The organism is Variovorax sp. YR752 (assembly GCF_943372545.1).
Window position 1 is genome coordinate 1 of record NZ_CALRZC010000190.1, and the last position, 16,599, is coordinate 16,599.

General features: G+C 68.9%; 15 protein-coding genes. 10 read left to right on the forward strand and 5 right to left on the reverse strand.

The features are described from left to right. The 3 genes from AAG801_RS31240 to AAG801_RS31250 form a co-directional block, all read left to right on the forward strand. Nucleotides 1-369: hypothetical protein (locus tag AAG801_RS31240; protein ID WP_341891881.1), on the forward strand; the 369-nt coding region annotated here is incomplete at its 5' end. A gap of 10 nt (nucleotides 370-379) precedes the next feature. Then, nucleotides 380-1,261 (forward strand): DUF3365 domain-containing protein, encoded by an 882-nt coding sequence (locus tag AAG801_RS31245; protein WP_341891882.1) that lies wholly within the window; start codon nucleotides 380-382, stop codon nucleotides 1,259-1,261. Between the two features lie 76 nt (nucleotides 1,262-1,337). Beyond that, on the forward strand, nucleotides 1,338-2,813 hold the full coding sequence (locus AAG801_RS31250; protein WP_341891883.1) for a serine/threonine-protein kinase: 1,476 nt from the start codon (nucleotides 1,338-1,340) through the stop codon (nucleotides 2,811-2,813). Nucleotides 2,814-2,825: 12 nt separating this feature from the next. On the opposite strand, the gene AAG801_RS31255 is transcribed toward AAG801_RS31250, so the two are convergent. The 5 genes from AAG801_RS31255 to uraH form a co-directional block, all read right to left on the reverse strand. After that, nucleotides 2,826-4,175, reverse strand: coding sequence for an 8-oxoguanine deaminase (locus tag AAG801_RS31255; protein WP_341891884.1), 1,350 nt, complete (start codon nucleotides 4,173-4,175; stop codon nucleotides 2,826-2,828). A gap of 79 nt (nucleotides 4,176-4,254) precedes the next feature. After that, nucleotides 4,255-5,730, reverse strand: a complete 1,476-nt coding sequence (locus AAG801_RS31260) for a nucleobase:cation symporter-2 family protein (protein WP_341891885.1) — start codon at nucleotides 5,728-5,730, stop codon at nucleotides 4,255-4,257. A gap of 43 nt (nucleotides 5,731-5,773) precedes the next feature. Beyond that, a complete protein-coding gene (locus tag AAG801_RS31265; RefSeq protein ID WP_341891886.1) occupies nucleotides 5,774-6,766 on the reverse strand; it encodes a porin in 993 nt (330 codons plus the stop codon). Nucleotides 6,767-6,809: 43 nt separating this feature from the next. Next, a complete protein-coding gene (locus AAG801_RS31270; RefSeq protein ID WP_341891887.1) occupies nucleotides 6,810-8,006 on the reverse strand; it encodes a urate hydroxylase PuuD in 1,197 nt (398 codons plus the stop codon). A 186-nt stretch (nucleotides 8,007-8,192) separates the two neighbouring features. Continuing rightward, complete coding sequence (gene uraH, locus AAG801_RS31275; protein ID WP_341891888.1) at nucleotides 8,193-8,549, reverse strand: hydroxyisourate hydrolase; 357 nt, start codon at nucleotides 8,547-8,549, stop codon at nucleotides 8,193-8,195. A gap of 101 nt (nucleotides 8,550-8,650) precedes the next feature. Here uraH and AAG801_RS31280 point away from each other — a divergent pair, with 101 nt between their 5' ends. The 7 genes from AAG801_RS31280 to AAG801_RS31310 all read left to right on the forward strand — a co-directional run bounded on the left by AAG801_RS31280 (nucleotide 8,651) and on the right by AAG801_RS31310 (nucleotide 16,108). Beyond that, complete coding sequence (locus AAG801_RS31280; protein ID WP_341891889.1) at nucleotides 8,651-9,382, forward strand: GntR family transcriptional regulator; 732 nt, start codon at nucleotides 8,651-8,653, stop codon at nucleotides 9,380-9,382. A 25-nt stretch (nucleotides 9,383-9,407) separates the two neighbouring features. Continuing rightward, a complete protein-coding gene (gene puuE, locus AAG801_RS31285) occupies nucleotides 9,408-10,385 on the forward strand; it encodes an allantoinase PuuE (protein ID WP_341891890.1) in 978 nt (325 codons plus the stop codon). Next, entirely contained in the window at nucleotides 10,382-12,163 is a 1,782-nt protein-coding gene (uraD, locus tag AAG801_RS31290) for a 2-oxo-4-hydroxy-4-carboxy-5-ureidoimidazoline decarboxylase (protein ID WP_341891891.1), read from the forward strand. Before puuE ends, uraD begins: the two co-directional genes overlap by 4 nt. Next, the gene (locus tag AAG801_RS31295; protein ID WP_341891892.1) at nucleotides 12,160-13,383 is read left to right on the forward strand and encodes an ArgE/DapE family deacylase; all 1,224 of its coding nucleotides are present in this window, start codon (nucleotides 12,160-12,162) and stop codon (nucleotides 13,381-13,383) included. The genes uraD and AAG801_RS31295 overlap by 4 nt, the downstream gene beginning before the upstream one ends. Nucleotides 13,384-13,485: 102 nt before the next feature. After that, a complete protein-coding gene (locus AAG801_RS31300) occupies nucleotides 13,486-14,526 on the forward strand; it encodes an ABC transporter substrate-binding protein (protein ID WP_341891893.1) in 1,041 nt (346 codons plus the stop codon). Further along, nucleotides 14,523-15,344 (forward strand): ABC transporter ATP-binding protein, encoded by an 822-nt coding sequence (locus AAG801_RS31305; protein ID WP_341891894.1) that lies wholly within the window; start codon nucleotides 14,523-14,525, stop codon nucleotides 15,342-15,344. The genes AAG801_RS31300 and AAG801_RS31305 overlap by 4 nt, the downstream gene beginning before the upstream one ends. Beyond that, the gene (locus tag AAG801_RS31310) at nucleotides 15,341-16,108 is read left to right on the forward strand and encodes an ABC transporter permease (RefSeq protein WP_341891895.1); all 768 of its coding nucleotides are present in this window, start codon (nucleotides 15,341-15,343) and stop codon (nucleotides 16,106-16,108) included. Before AAG801_RS31305 ends, AAG801_RS31310 begins: the two co-directional genes overlap by 4 nt. The last annotated feature ends 491 nt before the right edge of the window (nucleotides 16,109-16,599 follow it).

A 16,599-nucleotide genomic window follows, 5' to 3' on the forward strand; every position in this document is an offset into this window, starting at 1 on the left:
TCGCTGCCGCGCCGCGCGGCGCGCTTCCAGGCCCGCCCCGTCGAGCCCGGCGCCGGCGTGCCCGTCAGCTATGCCGAGGCCGCACGCTGGATCAACGGCGAGCCTGCGTTGCGCAAGTTCGCCGTGGCGCGCTTCAAGCCACGGGCCGCGGATCGCGGCTTCCGCGCCGCCCTGGTGGCCGAGCTGAAGTCGCATCCCGAATGGGACCGTGTGCTGTTCCCCGAGAAGTACCGGCCCAGGCCCGTGACCGTGGCGCAGCGCCAAGCGCCGGCCGCGTCGCAGCCAGGCGCCGACACCCCGCTGGCCGTGAGCCTGCACGGCGTGATGACCTGGCCCGGCGCCGCACGCGACGTCCCGCCGAACCCCTGATGGAGACAAGATGAAGCTGCTGCTCAAGTTCAACCTGGTGTTCGTGCTGATCTTCCTGCTCGGATTGGCGGTGACCGGCGCGATGACGCGCCAGATGCTCGAGCGCAACGCGCAGGAGGAGACGCTGCAACACGCCCGCTTCCTGCTCGAGAAGGCGCTCGCGGTGCGCTCCTACACCTCCACGCAGGTGGCGCCGCTGCTCGAGACGCAGATGAAGTACGCCTTCCTGCCGCAGTCGGTGCCGGCCTTCTCGGCCACCGAGGTGCTGGCGAAGATCCAGAAGAACCACCCGGAATACAGCTACAAGGAAGCGACGCTGAACCCGACCAACCCGCGCGATCGCGCGGTCGAGTGGGAAGCCGACGTGATCGCCGAGTTCCGCAAGGCGCCAGACACGAAGGAGTTCGTCGGCGAGCGCGACACGCCGGCCGGCCGCGCGCTGTACATCGCGCGCCCGATCAAGATCGCCGACGGCGCCTGCCTGCGCTGCCACAGCACGGTGGAGGCCGCGCCGCGCACGCTGGTCGAGAAGTACGGGCCGGCCAACGGCTTCGGCTGGCAGCTCGGCGAGGTGGTCGGCGCGCAGATGGTGTCGGTGCCGATGGCGGTGCCGATGGCGCGCGCCCACGAGGCCTGGGCGTTGTTTATGGGCATGCTGTCGGCGGTGTTCGTCACCATCGCGATCGCCTTGAACGCGATGCTGTGGTGGCTGGTGATCCGGCCGGTGACGCGGCTCGCGCGCCTGGCCGACCGGGTCAGCCTCGGCGAGCTGTCGGCACCGTCGTTCGCCCTCGGCGCGCGCGACGAGATCGGCCGCCTCGCCACCTCGTTCAGCCGCATGCGCCGCAGCCTGGTGCAGGCGATGAAGATGCTGGAAGGAGCGCCATCATGAGCACGACGCAGGGCCGCCCCAAGTCGGGCGAACGCCCCCCCGGGGGGCCAGGCGCGAAGCGCCTTGGGGGGCTGTCATGAGTGCCAGACCGCTCGGTCTGTCCGCCGCGTTCGGCGACACCGGCGCGCCGATGCCGCGGCGCCTGGGCAAGTACCTCGTCTCGCGCGTGCTCGGCGAGGGCGCGATGGGCGTGGTCTACGAGGCGCTCGACCCGGACATCCACCGCCCGGTGGCCATCAAGGCGATCCGCGCCCCGCTGCTCGCGCCGGACGCCCACGACCTCGCCGCCGCCACGCGCTTCCGCACCGAGGCGCAGGCGGCGGGCCGCCTGGCGCATCCGAACATCGTCTCGGTGTACGAGTACGGTGAGGCCGAGGGCCAGCACTACATCGCGATGGAATACGTCGCCGGCACCTCGCTGCAGGAGCTGCTGTGGCGCGGCGAGCGACTGCCACTGGCCGACGCGCTCAGCGTCATGCATCAGCTGCTCGACGCATTGGCCTGCGCGCACGAGCAGGGCGTGTGGCACCGCGACATCAAGCCGGCCAACCTGCTGCTGACACCCGAGGGCCGGCTGAAGGTGACCGACTTCGGCATCGCGCGCATCGAGTCCGGCGACCGCACCCACCACACCACCGTGCTCGGCTCGCCCGGCTACATGGCGCCGGAGCGCTACACCGACGAAGCGCCCGACCGGCGCGTCGACATCTTCTCCTGCGGCGTGCTGTTCTACGAACTGCTGACCGGCCGCGCACCGTTCCGCGGCGCTGCTGGCGCGGTGATGTACCAGGTGATGCACAACGATCCGCCTGCGCCCTCGACGCTCGCGCTCGACCCACCGCTGACCGAGCGCTTCGACGCGCTGGTGACGCGCGCCATCGCCAAGCGGGCGATCGATCGTTTCGACGACGCCGCGCAGATGCGCAACGCGCTGCGTGAGGCTGCCGGCCGCCCCATCCCGCCGCACGTCTCGCCCGAGACGCTGCGCCGCCTGCAGCCGGCGCGCCACGACGCCGCAACGCAACTCATGCCGCGCCCGATGGCGGTGATGCCGCGCAGCGCGCCGAGCGTTCCCCCCGTGCCTGCCTCACCCAGCCTGCCGGACTGGGATGCACGCGCGCTGCTGACCATCGAACAACTGCTGCTGCCGCAGCTCGGGCCGATGACTCGCTTCGTGGTGCGCGATGCGGCACGGCGCCATCACGACCTGCCCGGCCTCGTCGGCTGGCTGGCCCACGAGGTGGTCGAGGCCGACGAGCGCAGCCGCTTCCTGTCGCGACTCTACCAGCGCCTGCCCGGTGCGCAGCCGGGCCCCGCTGTCGCACCAGGCAGCGCGCCGCCCGTGCTCGGCACCACGCCGATGCAGCCGGAGCTGATCGAACGGGCACAGCGAGTACTCGCCGAGCACATCGGGCCGATCGCCGCCGTGCTGGCCCACCGCGCGGCCGCGAACGCGCTGTCGCGCGAGGCCTTCTACAGCGCGCTGGCCGATGCGGCCGGCCCCGACATCGACCGCAAGGCCCTGCTCGCGCAGTTCTGGCAGGCTCGCTGAGACCTGAGTTGCTCAGGCGGCGAGCTGCGTCGCCAGCCGGTTGTGGCGCTCGATCAGCCGTGGCAGGTCGAGCGTGGTGAGCTGACCGTCGCGCACGATCATCCGACCTTGCACGACGCTGTGCGTCACCTGCGGCACATGGCAGAAGAACAGCGCGGCCAGCGGATCGTGCAGTGCACCGGCCAGGCCGATCTGGTCGAGCGTCACCGTCACCACGTCGGCCGCCATGCCGGGGGCGAGCACGCCGATGTCGTCGCGGCCGAGCACCTGCGCACCGCCGCGCGTGGCGATCTCGAGCACCTCGCGCGCCGTCATCGCCGACGGCCCGCTGGCGACGCGCTGCAGCAGCAGCGCGAGGCGCGCCTCGCCGAGCAGGTGGCCGCTGTCGTTCGACGCCGATCCGTCGACCGCGATCGACACCGGCACGCCGGCGTCGCGCATCGCGCGGATCGGCGCGATGCCCGAAGCCAGCCGCATGTTCGAGCCGGGGCAATGGGCCACACCGGTGCCGGTGGCTGCGAACAGCGCGATACCCGCGACATCGAGCTTCACGCAGTGGGCATGCCAGACATCGGGGCCGAGCCAGCCGAGCTGCTCGGCGTACTCGGCCGGCGTGCAGCCGAACTTTTCGCGCGTGTAGGCGATGTCGTTGTGATTCTCGGCCAGGTGGGTGTGCAGCGAGGCGCCGTGCTCGCGCGCCAGCAGCGCAGCGTCGCGCATCAGCTCGCGGCTGACCGAGAAGGGCGAACACGGCGCGACGACGATGCGCTGCATCGCGTGGCGCTGCGGGTCGTGCCAGCGCTCGATGACACGCTGGGTGTCCTTCAGGATCGCCGTTTCGCTCTCGACCACGGCATCCGGCGGCAGGCCGCCCTGCGACTGGCCGACGCTCATCGATCCACGCGCCGCGTGGAAGCGCATGCCGATCTCGGCCGCCGCTTCCAGGCTGTCGTCCAGGCGCACGCCGTTGGGGTAGAGGTAGAGGTGGTCGCTGGTCGTCGTGCAACCCGACAGCAGCAGCTCGGCCATCGCCGTCTGCGTCGACACGTAGACCATCTCCGGCGTGAGCCCGGCCCAGATCGGGTAGAGCGTGCGCAGCCACTCGAACAGTTCGCCGTCCTGCGCGCGGCGGATCACGCGCGTCAGCGTCTGGTACATGTGGTGGTGCGTGTTCACCAGGCCGGGGACGACGACCTGCCCGCGCGCGTCGATCACCTCGTCGGCGTCACGCGGCAGCGTATCGCTCGCACCGACCGCCTCGATCACACCATCACGAGCGAACAGGCCGCCACCGGCGATCTCGCGCCGCTGATCGTCCATCGTGACGAGCAGCGTCGCGTCGCGGATCAGCAGCGTCGGCATCGGACCGGTCCGGCGCCGGGCCGCCCCAAGCCGGACCGCGCCCCTCGGGGGCAGGAGCGCAGCGACTGGGGGGCTGTCATCAGTGTGCTTCGGCCGCCTTCGCGGCTTCGATGGCGCCCGCCGTGTCTTCCTTCGCACCGTTGAAGAAGATGTTCAGCACCACCGCCGCCACTGCGGTCAACAGGATGCCGGACTCGAGCAGCGGGTGCAGGCCGTGCGCCATCTGCTGCGTCCAGCGCGGCGCCACCAGCGGGATCAGGCCGAAGCCGATGGCCAGCGCGACGATGTAGAGGTTGTGGCGGTTGCCCTTGAAGTCCACCGTCGCGAGGATGCGGATGCCGGTGGCCGCGACCATGCCGAACATCACCAGGCCCGCACCGCCGAGAACGAACTGCGGAATCGACTCCACGAACGCGGCCATCTTCGGCAGCATGCCCAGCACGATCATGATCACGCCGCCAGCCACGCAGACCCAGCGGCTCTTCACGCCGGTGACGCCGACCAGGCCGACGTTCTGCGAGAAGCTGGTGTAGGGGAAGGTGTTGAAGATGCCGCCGATCAGCGTGCCCAGGCCGTCGGTGCGCAGCCCGGCGGCCAGCGAAGGCTGGTCGATCTTCCTGCCCGTGAGGTCGGACAGCGCGAGGAACATGCCGGTCGACTCGATCATCACGACGATCATCACCAGCGTCATGGTCAGGATCATCACGATGTCGAAGGTCGGCATGCCGAAGGCGAAGGGCGTGACGACGTCGAACCAGTGTGCCTTGGCGACCTTGTCGAAGTTCATCTTGCCCATTCCGATGGCAACGGCGCAGCCGGCGACGATGCCCAGCAGCACCGAGATGTTGGCGACGAAGCCCTTCGCGTAGCGCACCAGCAGCAGGATGAAGACCAGCACCGCGGCAGCCACCGCCATGTTGTCGAGCGCGCCGTAGTTCGGGTTGTTGCTCATCGGGATCGGCCCGGCCAGCTTGATCGGCGCGCTCGCCGCCTCGGCAGTCGCCTTGGCCGCGTCGACCATCGCGACCAGCTTGGGCACGTCCACGCTTTGCGCCAGCGGCGCCGGCCCGCCCATCGCCCAGCCCACGCCGACGCGCATCAGGCTGATGCCGATGATCGCGATGATGGTGCCGGTGACCACCGGCGGGAAGAAGCGCAGCAGCTTGCTGATCACCGGCGCGATCAGCATCGAGATCACGCCCGCGCCGATGATGGCGCCGAAGATCGCCCGCGCGCCGTCGACGCCGGGCATCGCGTTCGCGAAGGCGACCATCGGGCCGACGGCGGCGAAGGTCACGCCCATCATCACCGGCAGCTTGATGCCGAACCAGCGTGTCATGCCCAGCGACTGCACCAGCGTCACCAGGCCGCAGCAGAACAGGTCGGCCGAGATCAGCAGCGCGACCTGCTCGGGCGTGAGCTTGAGTGCGCGGCCGACGATCAGCGGCACGGCGATCGCGCCGGCGTACATCACCAGCACGTGTTGCAGGCCCAGCGCCGCGAGGCGCGGCGCTGGGAGTTTTTCGTCGACCGGATGGACGGCGGCTTGGCTCATGTCTGTCTCCTCTTGCTTGTGGTTGCGAGCGGCCGCCGCGATCTCAGAAGCGGTGCCGCACACCCAGCGACACGCTGGTGCCGCTGGACAGGTTGTCGATCTTGTCGCTCATCGCCGCGAAGTACACATCGGTGCGCTTCGAGACGAAGTAGTCGTAGCCGGCCGAGAAGGTGGTGCGCTTGGCGCCGGTGTCCGGCTTGATGCGGCCCCACTGGCCGAGCAGCTTGCCGTTGCCGATCGGCATGGCGGCGCCCAGGCCGACGATGTCGTACTCGTTGCTGGTGGTCTTGTTGTCGACCTTGCCGACCTGGCCGAACAGCTTGGCCACGCCGAAGTCGTAGGACAGCGCGCCCTGCCAGGTGCGCGTGTCGGCGACCGCGACGCCGCCATCCTTCTTGACGTCCTGGAAGGACAGCGCCGAGTCGAACGCGCCGGCACCGAAGCGCAGGTTGGCGCCGGTGTTGCGGCCGTTGCTGCCGGCTTCGCCGAGCGCGCCGATCAACTGCACGACCGCACCGCCGAGCTTCGGGCTGGTGTAGAGCACCGAGTCGCTCCAGCCGCTGTCGCCGGTCATCGTGCCGCTGGTGAAGTAGTGGCGGATGGCGGGCGAATAGCCGAACGAGTCGCCGAAGGCATTGAACGACAGCGTGGTCACGAACATCGGCGTGGTGTTGCGGCCGATGGTCACGCGGCCGAGGCTGTTGCTGGCCAGCCCCACCCAGGCGTTGCGCGCCCAGAAGGTGTCGGCGCCGAACCGGCCGGCGGCGCCGGTGTCGGCGCGCAGGAACGAGTGCATCGCGAACACCGCCGACAGGCCGCCGCCGAGGTCTTCGGTGCCGCTGAAGCCGATCCAGCTGGTGGTCATCTGGCCGTTGTCGACGTTCCAGGTCTTCTGGCCGCCGGCCGGCTTGGTCTGGCCGACGCTGAGGTCCATCAGGCCGGACAGCGTGACGCTGGACTGGGCCTGTGCCGCGGGGGCGAGCAGTGCGGCGACCGATGCGATCAGCGCGGCACGGTTGACAAGAGAGCGCTTCATGGGGGATTTCCTCCTCGGGTTGATGAATGGAGTGGTTCGGAACTCACTGGGCCGGCGCGCCGGCCTCGAACCACCTGCCGAGCAAGGACCGTTCCGCGTCGGTGATCTGCGTCGCGTTGTTCATCGGCATGGCCTTGAGCACCACCGCCTGCTGGTAGATGGCCTGCGCGTTCCTGCTGATCAGCTCGGCGGTGTGCAGCTGCACGCCCTTGCTGACCACCTGCTCGTTGTGGCACATCGCGCAGCGCTCGACGATCACGCCCTGCACCTGCGCGAAGCTCGGCGGCGCCACGCTGGTGCCCTTGGGCACCGGCGCGGGGGCGAGCCAGATGGCCAGTGCGAGCACCAATACCGTACCCGCCACCGCATACTCCCAGGGCACGCGCTTGCCGGCCACCAGCGCCTTGTGCCGCACCACGAAGGAGTGGCGGATCAGCGCCCCGGCCAGCATCACCAGCACCAGCACCACCCAGTTGTGCTTCGCGCCGTAGAGGAAGCCGTAGTGGTTGCTGAGCATCGCGATCAGCACCGGCAGCGTGAAGTAGGTGTTGTGCACGCTGCGCTGCTTGGCGCGCTGGCCGTGCACCGGGTCCACCGGCTCGCCGGCTTTCATCTGCGCCATCACGGTGCGCTGGCCCGGGATGATCCAGAAGAACACGTTGGCGCTCATCGCCGTGGCCATCATCGCGCCGACCAGCAGGAAGGCCGCGCGCCCGGCGAACAGCTGGCAGGCCAGCCACGAGGCGATCACCACGGCAATGGTCACGCCGATGCCGACGATGCGGTCGCCGCCCGGCTTCTGGCCGAAGGCGCGGCAGATGCCGTCGTAGACGAGCCAGAAGGCGACGAGAAAACCGAGCGCCGCGGCGATGGCGCCGGCGGGCGACCAGGCGAACAGGTTCTTGTCGATCAGGAAGGTGCCAGCCTGGTAGAGGTAGAGCACCGTGAACAGCGCGAAGCCGGTCAGCCAGGTGGAGTAGCTCTCCCAGTAGAACCAGTGCAGGTTGGACGGCAGCGACTTCGGCGCCACCATGTACTTCTGCGGGTGATAGAAGCCGCCGCCGTGCACCGCCCACAGTTCACCGTCGACGCCCTTGGCCTTCAGGTCGGGGTCTTCGGGCTTCGTCAGGCTGTTGTCGAGGAAGACGAAGTAGAACGACGAGCCGATCCAGGCGATCGCGACGATGACGTGGGCCCAGCGCAGCAGCAGGTTGACCCAGTCGAGAACGTACGCTTCCATGCGTGGCCACTTCCTTTCGGCACGGGCCGCGCGCAAGAAGCGGGCCCGTGGGCGACCTCACCACAGCGGGCTCTGTGAGGCGGAAGTGTCGCGACCGGTTGGCAGGCAACCGGGCACCGCGGCGACGCAGATGAACTGTATACAGTCTCTGGCGACAAATACTCCGTACTTACCCCGATCCGCTCCTCAGCTGCCGCGGTAGGTCGAGTAGGACCAGGGGCTCGCCAGCAGCGGCACGTGGTAGTGCTGGCCGACGGTGGAAAGGCCGAAGTCCAGCGGCACTTCGTCGAGAAAGGGCGGCTCGGCCAGCGCCGCGCCGCGGGCGCGGAAGTAGGCTGCGACGCCGAACACCAGGCGGTAGCGCCCGGGCTGGAACGAGTCGCCCTGCAGCAGCGGCGCATCGGCGCGGCCGTCGTGGTTCAGCGTGATGCGTGCGAGTTCGGTGGCGCTGCCGTCGGCCGCCAGGCGGTACAGCCGCACCGCCATGCCGGCGGCGGGGCAGCCGTTGGCAGTGTCGAGCACGTGGGTGGTGAGCTTGCCCATGGATTTCCTTCGGTGAGGCTTGCGGGATCGGCAAAAGTGTATACACTTTGATCGACAATTCAAGTACCGAACCGTCCTCCATGTCGCGCAGCAGCCCTAGCTTGAAGGTCGTCCGCCCCGCAGCGAAGGTGAGCAAGCCGCGCGCCAACGCCGGCAGCAGTGCGGACGGCGGCACCAGCACGCAGCGCATCGTCGAGTCGATCACCACGGCCATCGTCGAGCGTCGGCTGATGCCGGGCACCAAGCTCGCCGAGCAGAAGATCGCCGACATCTTCAAGGTCTCGCGCACGCTGGTGCGCCAGGCGCTCAACCAGCTCAGCCGCGACAAGCTGGTCACGCTCGAGCCGGCCCGTGGCGCGCGCGTCGCCGAGCCGAGCATCGAGGAGGCGCGCCAGGTCTTCGAGGTGCGCCAGATGCTCGAGGCGGCGATGATCCGCCGCGCCGCCACCGAGCTGAGCGACGCGCAGCTCGCCGAACTGCGCAGCCACCTGCGTGACGAGCAGGCCGCGGTGCAGCGCACGGATGTTTCCGGCCGCACGCGGCTCCTGGCCGACTTCCACGTCGTCATCGCCACCATGCTCGGCAACCAGGTGCTCGCCGAGTTGCTGGCCGACCTGGTGACACGCTCCTCGCTGATCGCGCTGATGTACCAGTCGGCGCACTCGGCCGAACACTCGCTGGCCGAGCACGTGGCCATCGTCGACGCGCTGTCGCGGCGCGATGCCAAGGCTGCCGCGCGGCTGATGGAAGACCACCTGCACAACGTCGAGCGCAACCTGCAGCTCGACCCGCGCATTCCCGACCTCGAAGCGGCCCTGATGCCGCGCAACTGACCCCACCGCTTCTTCCCGCACGCCCATGAACCAGACCACGGATTCGCGCGAACTGACCTCCTCTGCCGGCTACCCGCGCGACATGCGCGGCCACGGCCGCGACGTGCCCCATGCCCGCTGGCCGAACGGCGCGCGCATCGCGGTGCAGTTCGTCCTCAACTACGAAGAAGGCGGCGAGAACAACCCGCTGCACGGCGATCCGACGTCGGAGACCTTCCTGTCCGAACTGGTCACGGCGCAGGCCTACGAGAACCGCCACATGACGATGGAGTCGATGTACGAGTACGGCTCGCGCGTCGGCGTATGGCGCATCCTGCGCGAGTTCGAGTCGCGCGGCCTGCCGATGACGATCTTCGGCGTCGGCATGGCCTTGCAGCGCTACCCCGAGCTGCTCGAGGTGTTCATGAACAACGGCTACGAGATCGCCAACCACGGCCTGCGCTGGATCCACTACCAGAACCTGCCCGAGGCGACCGAGCGCCGCCACATCGACATCGGCACGCGCGTGTTGAAGGAGCTGACCGGCGGCGCCTGGCCGGCCGGCTGGTACACCGGCCGCGACAGCCCGAACACGCGCCGCCTGGTCGTCGACCAGGGCGGCTACGAGTACGACAGCGACTACTACGGCGACGACCTGCCGTTCTGGACCGAGGTGACGAAGACCGACGGCAGCACGGCGCCGCACCTCGTCGTGCCCTACTCGCTGGACACCAACGACATGCGCTACGTGCAGGCGCAGGGCTTCAACACCGGCGACCACTTCTTCACCTACCTGCGCGACAGCTTCGACGCGCTCTACGCCGAGGGCGACCCGGCCGGGCTGGACCGACCGAAGATGATGTCCATCGGCATGCACTGCCGGCTGCTCGGCAAGCCCGGGCGCATCGGCTCGCTGCAGCGTTTCCTCGACCACATCGGCGCGCACGACAAGGTCTGGGTGTGCCGCCGCATCGACATCGCGCGGCACTGGAAGCAGGTTCACCCCTTCAAGGCGGCCGCATGATCCTCACCCTCGCCCAACTCAACGCCGCCGCTAGCGCCGACGCAGCGGCCATGCTCGACGGCCTGTACGAACATTCGCCGTGGATCGCCGAACGTGCGCTGGCGAAGCGCCCCTTCGCCAGCCTCGCGCAGCTCAAGCATGCGATGGTCACGGTGCTCGCCGAGGCCGGGCGCGACGCGCAGGTCGCGCTGATCCGCGCCCACCCGGAGCTCGCGGGCAAGGCGATGGTCTCGAAGTCGCTCACGGCCGAGTCCACGAACGAGCAGACCACGTCCGGGCTGACCAACTGCTCGCCCGAGGAGTTCGCACGCATCCAGCAGCTCAACGCCGACTACAACGCGAAGTTCGGCTGGCCCTTCATCCTGGCGGTGCGCGGGCCGCGCGGCAGCGGTCTGACGCGCGCCGAGATCGTCGCCACCTTCGCGCGCCGGCTCGACAACCCCCCGGACTTCGAACTCGCCGAGTGCCTGCGCAACATCCACCGCATCGCCGAGATCCGGCTGAACGACAAGTTCGGCTTCGAGCCGGTGCTGGGCAACCAGGTGTGGGACTGCGCCGAGCTGCTGGCGCAGCACAGCGACCCGGGCTATGCCGAGCAGGGTCAGCTCACCGTCACCTACCTCACCCAGGCGCATCAGGACTGCCAGGTGCAATTGCAGCGCTGGATGCACGACTGCGGCTTCGACGAGGTCAGCGTCGATGCGGTCGGCAACGTGGTCGGTGTCTATCATGGCGCCGATCGCCATGCGAAGCGCCTGCTGACCGGCAGCCACTACGACACCGTGCGCAACGGCGGCAAGTACGACGGGCGGCTCGGCATCTTCGTGCCCATGGTCTGCGTGCGCGAGCTGCACCGTGCGGGCCGCCGCCTGCCATTCGGCCTCGAGGTGATCGGCTTCGCCGAGGAGGAAGGCCAGCGCTACAAGGCGACCTTCCTCGGCTCGGGCGCCGTGATCGGCCAGTTCGACCCGGCCTGGCTGGAGCAGCGCGACGCCGACGGCATCACGATGCGCGAGGCGATGCACGCCGCAGGGCGGCCGGGCACGCTGGAAGCGATCGCACAGATGAAGCGCGACCCGTCGCGCTACCTCGGCTTCGTCGAAGTCCACATCGAGCAGGGCCCGGTGCTCAACGAGCTGGACCTGCCGCTGGGCGTGGTCACCTCGATCAACGGCAGCGTGCGCTGCCAGTGCGAGGTGATCGGCATGGCCAGCCACGCCGGCACCACGCCGATGAACCGCCGGCGTGATGCAGCAGTGGCCGTTGCAGAGTTGGCCCAGTACGTGGAGAGGCGTGCGGGCAGCGTGCCGGACGTCGTCGGCACCGTCGGGATGCTGAACGTGCCCAACGGCTCGATCAACGTCGTGCCCGGCCGCTGCCTGTTCAGCCTGGACCTGCGCGCCACCACCAACGAGGCGCGCGATGCGCTCGCTCACGACGTGCTCGCCGAGCTGAAGGCGATCTGCGCGCGCCGTGGCCTGCACCACCAGGTCGAGGAGACCATGCGTGCCGCTGCGGCGCCCAGTGCACCGGCCTGGCAGCGACGCTGGGAGCGCGCCGTCGAGTCGCTCGGCCTGCCGGTGTTCCGCATGCCCAGCGGCGCCGGCCACGACGCGATGAAGCTGCACGAGGTGATGCCGCAGGCCATGCTGTTCGTGCGCGGCCTGAACGCCGGCGTCAGCCACAACCCGCTGGAATCGACCACCAACGACGACGCCGACCTGAGCGTGCGCGCCTTCCAGCACCTGCTCGAACAACTCAACCAAGAACTCGCATGACCCCCTACCACCGACTCGACGACTGGATCGACGCTCATTTCGACGAGCAGGTGCGCACACTGCAAGCGCTCGTGCAGGTGCCCACCGACACGCCACCGGGCAACAACGCGCCGCACGCCGAGCGCACCGCCGAACTGCTGAAGGACTTCGGCTTCGAGGCTGAGAAGTACCCGGTGCCGGCCGACGCGGTGAAGGCGGCCGGCCTGGAGAGCCTCACCAACCTGATCGTGCGGCGCCGCTATGGGGACGGACGAACCGTCGCCCTCAACGCCCACGGCGACGTGGTGCCGCCCGGCGAAGGCTGGACGCACCCGCCCTACGGCGGCGAGGTGCACGACGGCAAGCTCTACGGCCGCGCCGCGGCGGTCAGCAAGTGCGACTTCAGCACCTACATCTTCGCCACCCGCGCGCTCGAGTCGCTCGGGCTGCCGCTCAAGGGCGGCATCGAGCTGCACTTCACCTACGACGAGGAGTTCGGCGGCGAACTCGGCCCCGGCTGGCTGCTGGAGAAGGGCTACACCAAGCCCGACCTGCTGATCGCCGCCGGCTTCAGCTACCAGGTGGTGACGGCGCACAACGGCTGCCTGCAGATGGAGGTGACCGTGCACGGCAAGATGGCGCACGCCGCCATTCCCGACAGCGGCGTCGACGCGCTGCAGGGCGCCACCGCCGTGCTCAACGCGCTGTATGCGCAGAACGTTCTCTACAAGCAGGTCACGTCCAAGGTACAGGGCATCAAGCACCCGTACCTCAACGTCGGCATGATCCAGGGCGGCACCAACACCAACGTCGTGCCGGGCAAGGTGGTACTCAAGCTCGACCGCCGCATGATCCCCGAGGAGAACCCGGGCGAGGTGGAAGCGACGATCCGCCGCGTGATCGAGGAGGCGGCGAAGCAGGTGCCTGGTGTCACCGTGGAGATCAAGCGCATGTTGCTGGCCCGCGCGCTGACGCCGCTGCCGGGCAACCAGCCGCTGGTCGAGGCGCTGTGCAGGCATGGCGAGGCAGTGTTCGGCGAGCCCATCCCCACCTCGGGCACGCCGCTGTACACGGATGTGCGCCTGTACTGCGAGCGCGGCATTCCGGCGGTGATCTACGGCGCCGGCCCGCGCACCGTGCTGGAGAGCAACGCCAAGCGCGCCGACGAGCACATCGTGCTGCAAGACCTGCGCCGCGCCACCAAGGTGGTGGCGCGCACGCTGCACGACCTGCTGAGCTGATTGTCGGAACCGGGCTGGTGCATCGTGCACCAGCCTGTGCGCGTCGCGCCGCGCACGCTTCTTGCGACTTCGGGGCATCCCACGAACGTTCCGGAGTCCTGCATGTTCCCGAAGTACCCCCCTTCGCGCCGCACGGCGCTGCTCGCCGCCGCGTCGATCGCCCTGCTCACCGCCCTGCCGCTGCGCGCGCAGGAAACACCGGTCAAGTTCCAGCTCGACTGGCGCTTCGAGGGCCCGTCGGCACTCTTCCTCGTTCCGGCCGCCAAGGGCTACTTCAAGGCCGAGAAACTCAACGTCACCATCGACGCCGGCAACGGCTCGGGCGGCACGGTCACGCGTGTCGCCTCGGGCACCTACGACATGGGCTTCGCCGACCTGGCGGCGCTGATGGAGTTCCACGCCAACAACCCGACCGCGCCGAACAAGCCGGTGGCGGTGATGATGGTCTACAACAACACGCCGGCCGCGGTGCTGGCGCTGAAGAAGAGCGGCATCAAGACGCCGGCCGACCTGTCCGGCAAGAAGCTCGGCGCGCCGGTGTTCGACGCCGGCCGCCGCGCCTGGCCGATCTTCGCCAAGGCCAACGGCGTCAACAACGTCGCCTGGACGGCGATGGACCCGCCGCTGCGCGAGACCATGCTGGTGCGCGGCGACATCGACGCGATCACCGGTTTCTCCTTCACCTCGCTGCTCAACCTCGAGGCGCGCGGCGTGAAGACGGAGGACATCGTCGTGCTGCCCTACTCGCAGCACGGCGTGAAGCTGTACGGCAACGTGATCATCGCCGGCGAGGACTTCCTCAAGAAGAACCCGGAGGCGGTGAAGGCCTTCCTGCGCGCCTTCACCAGGGGCGTGAAGGACGTCATCGCCGACCCGAAGGCGGCGACGGCTGCGGTCAAGGACCGTGATGGCATCGTCAACGCCGACCTGGAACTGCGCCGCCTGAAGCTCGCGCTCGACCAGACCGTGCTGACACCCGACGCCAAGGCCGAAGGCTTCGGCGACGTCAATGCCGGGCGCCTGGCGCTGATGGCCAGCCAGGTGTCGGATGCCTTCGCGACCAAGGAACGGGTGAACGCCAACGCGGTGTGGAACGCCAGCTTCCTGCCCAGCGTGAGCGACCGCGCGATCTTCAGGAAATGACCGCCTTCGTCGATTTTCACGACGTCTGGCTGGCCTACAACGACGAGTTGCTGGCCCAGGGCCAGTTCGCCGTCGAAGCCATCGACCTGAAGGTCAAGGAAGGCGAGTTCATCGCCATCGTCGGGCCCTCGGGCTGCGGCAAGAGCACCTTCATGAAGCTGGCCACCGGGCTGAAGCGGCCGAGCAAGGGCACGGTGATCATCGGCGGCCAGCAGGTCACCGGGCCGCTGAAGATCACCGGCATGGCCTTCCAGGCGCCCAGCCTGCTGCCCTGGCGCACGACGCTGGACAACGTGCTGCTGCCGCTGGAGATCGTCGAGCCCTACCGATCGAACTTCCGCAGCAAGCGCAGCGAGTACGCCGCCAAGGCGCGTGCGCTGCTGGCCAGCGTCGGCCTGGCCGGCTATGAAGACAAGTTCCCCTGGCAGCTCTCCGGCGGCATGCAGCAGCGCGCCAGCATCTGCCGCGCGCTGATCCACGAGCCGAAGATGCTGCTGCTCGACGAGCCCTTCGGCGCCCTGGATGCGTTCACCCGCGAGGAGCTGTGGTGCATCCTGCGCGACCTGCAGGCGGCGCAGAGGTTCAACGTCATCCTGGTCACGCACGACCTGCGCGAGAGCGTGTTCCTCGCCGACACCGTCTACGTGATGAGCAAGAGCCCGGGCCGCTTCGTCGTCAGGCGCGAGATCGAGCTGCCGCGCCCGCGCGACCTGGAGATCACCTACACCGCACCGTTCACCGACATCGTCCATGAGCTGCGCGGGCACATCGGTGCGATCAGAAAGCCGGCAGGCGGGCTGCCGGAGGTGGCGCCATGAGCAAGTCGCCTCTGGAGCGCGCCGCGCCGCTGCTGCTGCTGATCGCCACGCTGCTGGTCTGGCAGATCATCTGCTCGGCCTTCAAGGTCAGCGAGTTCATCTTCCCCAGCCCGGCGCACATCGCCGAGGCGACCTGGGAACACCGCTGGACCATCCTCGGTCATGCCTGGCGCACCTTCTGGGTAACGATGGTCGGATTCGCCATCGCCATCGTGGTCGGCGTGCTGCTGGGCTTCCTGATGGGCAGCTCACGGCTGGCCTACGACGCGATGTACCCGCTGATGACCGGCTTCAACGCGCTGCCCAAGGCGGCCTTCGTGCCGATCCTGGTGGTGTGGTTCGGCATTGGTGTCGGCCCGGCGGTGCTGACCGCCTTCCTGATCAGCTTCTTTCCCATCATGGTCAACATCGCCACCGGGCTGGCGACGCTGGAGCCCGAGCTGGAGGACGTGCTGCGTGTGCTCGGCGCCAAGCGCTGGGACGTGCTGATGAAAGTCGGCCTGCCACGCTCCATGCCCTACTTCTACGGCTCGCTGAAGGTGGCGATCACGCTGGCCTTCGTCGGCACCACGGTCAGCGAGATGACGGCCAGCAACGAGGGCATCGGCTACCTGCTGATCAGCGCCGGCAGCTCGATGCAGATGGGCTTGGCATTCTCGGGCCTGGTGGTGGTCGGCTTGATGGCGATGGTGATGTACGAGCTGTTCTCGGTGGTCGAGAAGCGCACCACGGCTTGGGCGCACCGCGGGTCGCAGAACCATTGATGTCGATTCACAGTCAAGGGCTCGGAAAGTCGCGCGAGCGAGCGGCGGTTCGCTTCCCTTTGCTGGAGTTCAACATGTGCTGTGCGGGTTGAGGTCGGAGCGGCAAAGGCGCGCCCGGGCAGGCTCCGGCGCTTCGCTTCGGCGGTCGGTGCTGCGCACCGACTCCCCTGCGATGCTCGGTCTCGTGGCCCGTCGCAGAACTCACTTCGCGACCTGCGGTCGCTGCGTTCAAACAACCGCGACGAGTCAGACAACGATGCGCGCTGCGCGCGCGGCCACGAGCCCTGTGCTTCTCGGCGCCGCAGAGGCGCGCCTCCCCCTGCCCGGGCGCGCCTTTGCTGAACCATCGGTGGCATGCCGGTCGAGGCACCACCAGTGGTGGACTTCGCGGCAGGCGCTGCCCGCTGGGGGCGATTTGGGCGGCGACGAGAAGGCGAGCAGGGACTCAAGCAGTCCAGTGGACTGCTTGTGCCTTGCGAGCGGTCGGGCCC